Below are 2,943 nucleotides of genomic sequence, written 5' to 3'. Positions count from 1 at the left end.
AGGCGCCTGGCGGCTTCGCGCGTGCCGTCGGCGACGAGGACCATGCCGGCGTGCTGCGAGAAACCCATGCCGACGCCGCCGCCATGGTGCAGCGACACCCAGGTGGCGCCGGACGCAGTGTTGAGCAATGCGTTGAGCAGCGGCCAGGCGGATACCGCGTCCGATCCGTCCTTCATCGATTCCGTTTCGCGGTTCGGCGAGGCGACCGAGCCGGAATCGAGGTGATCGCGACCGATGACGACAGGCGCCTTCAACTCACCCTTGGCCACCATTTCATTGAAGGCGAGGCCGAGCCGATGCCGGTCGCCAAGGCCGACCCAGCAGATGCGCGCCGGCAGGCCCTGGAAGGCGATGCGCTCGCGTGCCATGTCGAGCCAGTTGTGCAGATGGGTGTTGCCGGGCGTCAGTTCGCGCACCTTGGCGTCGGTCTTGTAGATGTCTTCCGGATCGCCCGACAGAGCTGCCCAGCGGAAGGGGCCGATGCCGCGGCAGAACAGCGGACGGATATAGGCCGGCACGAAGCCGGGGAAGGCAAAGGCGTTCTCGAACCCCTCCTCCTTGGCCACCTGGCGGATGTTGTTGCCATAGTCGAGCGTTGGCACGCCGGCGTTCCAGAACGCCACCATCGCCTCGACATGTTCGCGCATGGAAGCGCGGGCCGCCTTCTCGACCGCCTTGGGGTCGCTGACGCGCTTCTCGCGCCACTCGGCCATCGTCCAGCCCTTCGGCAGATAGCCGTTGATGGGATCATGCGCCGAGGTCTGGTCGGTGACCATATCGGGGCGAATGCCACGCCTGAACATCTCCGGGACGATCTCGGCCGTATTGCCAAGCAGGCCGACCGACTTCGCCTCGCCGGCCTTGGTCCAGCGTTCGATCTTTTCCAGCGCCTCGTCGAGCGTCTCGGCGCGCTCGTCGACGTAGCGGGTGCGCAGGCGAAAATCGATCGAGTCCGGGTTACATTCGATGGCGAGACAGCAGGCGCCGGCCATGACGGCGGCGAGCGGCTGGGCGCCACCCATGCCGCCGAGACCGCCGGTCAGGATCCATTTTCCCTTGAGATTGCCGCCGTAGTGCTGGCGACCGGCCTCGACGAAGGTCTCGTAGGTGCCCTGCACGATGCCTTGCGTGCCGATGTAGATCCACGAGCCGGCCGTCATCTGGCCGTACATCATGAGGCCCTTCTTATCGAGCTCGTTGAACTTTTCCCAATTCGCCCAGTGCGGCACCAAATTGGAGTTGGCGATCAGCACACGCGGGGCGTCCGGATGGGTGCGGAAGACGCCGACCGGCTTGCCCGACTGGACCAGCAAAGTCTCGTCATCGGCCAGCGTCCTCAAGGAGGCGACGATGCGGTCGAAATCGTTCCAGGTGCGCGCCGCCCGGCCGATGCCGCCATAGACGACCAGTTCGTTGGGATTTTCAGCAACATCCGGGTCGAGATTGTTCATCAGCATGCGCAGCGGCGCTTCCGTCAGCCAGGAGCGCGCGCTGATTTCGGTGCCGCGCGGGCTGCGGACTTCGCGGATGTTGTGGCGAGGATTGTTCATGGCGTCACTCCATAAAGGACCTGATGTCAGACACGCGCCCAGGATGTCGCGGTCTCGAGGATTTTCCGCAGGGTGGCGCGGATCGGTGCTGCGAACTCGGCGTCATAGGGCACCGGCCAATTGTCCGGCGTGCCCTTGCCATCGGGCTCGCGCATATAGATGCGGTTGGAGAGTTCCATCTGCAGTGCGTGCACGCCTTGTTGCGGCTGGCCGAAATGGCGTGTGATCCAGCCGCCCTTGAAGCGGCCGTTGATGACAAAGGTTTCACCGGTTTCGGCCATGATCTGGCCGACCATCGCCTGCAGCGTCGGATCGGCGCTCCTGCCGTCATTGGTGCCGAGATTGAAAACCGGCAGCGTGCCTTCGAACAGGCGCGGCAGCACTGAACGGATCGAGTGGCAGTCATAGAGCACGATCTTTTCGTGTAGCCCGCGCAACCGGCCGATCTCGGCCTGCAAGGCGGCATGGTACGGCACGAAGAATTCCTCGCGACGCTCGTCGATCTCCGACGGCCCCGGTTCTTCGCCCTCGCGATAGAGCGGATCGCCATCGAAGGTCTCGGTCGGGCAAAGGCCCGTCGTCGCCTGGCCGGGGTAAAGCGAGGCGCCGGAGGGATCGCGGTTGACGTCGATGACGGTGCGCGAGATCGCGGTGTGCACCACCGTCGCCCCGAGGCCGGCGGCAAAGTCATAGAGATTATCGATCCACCAATCGCAGTCGCGGCGGCCGAGCCAGGGCGAGACCAGCCGATTCTCAAGGCCGGCGAGGTCGATGCCGGCGTGTGGTATCGACACCAGCAACGGGGCTGTGCCGGGCGTGACCGTCAGCCAGGGCGCGCTTGCCATCACACCGCTCCGGAAATCGACGGCAGAGCCACACCGCCGGCGGCCTCGATGGCCGCACCGCTGCGCACCATGGCGATGGCTTTTTCCATATCGGGGTGGAAATGGCGGTCATTGTCGAGATGCGGCACTTCGGCCCGCACCAGCCTGCGCACCGCCTCCAGGGCGTCGCTCGAGGCCAGCGGCGCGTGGAAATCGCAGCCTTGGGCCGCGGCCAGCAGTTCGATGCCGATCACCGCGGTGGCGTTCTCGACCATGCCGATCAGCCGGCGCGCGCCGTGCGCGGCCATCGAAACATGGTCCTCCTGATTGGCCGAGGTGGGGATCGAATCGACTGATGCCGGATAGGCTTTCTGCTTGTTTTCGGAAACGAGCGCCGCCGCCGTCACCTGCGGGATCATGAAGCCGGAGTTCAGGCCGGGCTTGGGCGTCAGGAAGGCCGGCATGCCGGAAAGTGCCGGATCGACAAGCATGGCGATGCGGCGCTCCGACAGCGAGCCGATCTCGCAGACGGCGAGCGCGATCATGTCTGCGGCGAAGGCCACCGGCTC

Annotated in this window: 3 protein-coding genes; all 3 read right to left on the bottom strand. The window is 65.4% G+C overall.

Translation table 11 applies throughout. The features are described 5' to 3' along the window. Window positions 1-1,550, bottom strand: a 1,550-nt coding sequence (hutU, locus tag ENZ74_RS27390; RefSeq protein WP_127313128.1) for a urocanate hydratase, incomplete at its 3' end; no start/stop codon positions are given. Between the two features lie 26 nt (window positions 1,551-1,576). Next, window positions 1,577-2,395 carry an N-formylglutamate deformylase gene (hutG, locus tag ENZ74_RS27385; protein ID WP_063167744.1) on the bottom strand — a complete coding sequence of 273 codons (819 nt, stop codon included), beginning with the start codon at window positions 2,393-2,395 and terminating at the stop codon, window positions 1,577-1,579. Beyond that, on the bottom strand, window positions 2,395-2,943 hold a 549-nt coding region (locus ENZ74_RS27380; RefSeq protein WP_164761250.1), incomplete at its 5' end, for an aromatic amino acid lyase. The genes ENZ74_RS27380 and hutG, both read right to left, overlap by 1 nt.

This window comes from Mesorhizobium sp. M7A.F.Ca.CA.002.15.2.1, assembly GCF_003998715.1.
Classification (GTDB): domain Bacteria; phylum Pseudomonadota; class Alphaproteobacteria; order Rhizobiales; family Rhizobiaceae; genus Mesorhizobium; species Mesorhizobium ciceri.
Note: the sequence above shows the minus strand (reverse complement) of the source record. Positions and strands in the feature narration are given on the sequence as shown.

Coding starts and splice junctions, on each gene's coding strand:
- hutG (WP_063167744.1), bottom strand. CDS start 2,395: ATGGCAAGCGCGCCCTGGCTGACGGTCACGCCCGGCACAGCCCCGTTG.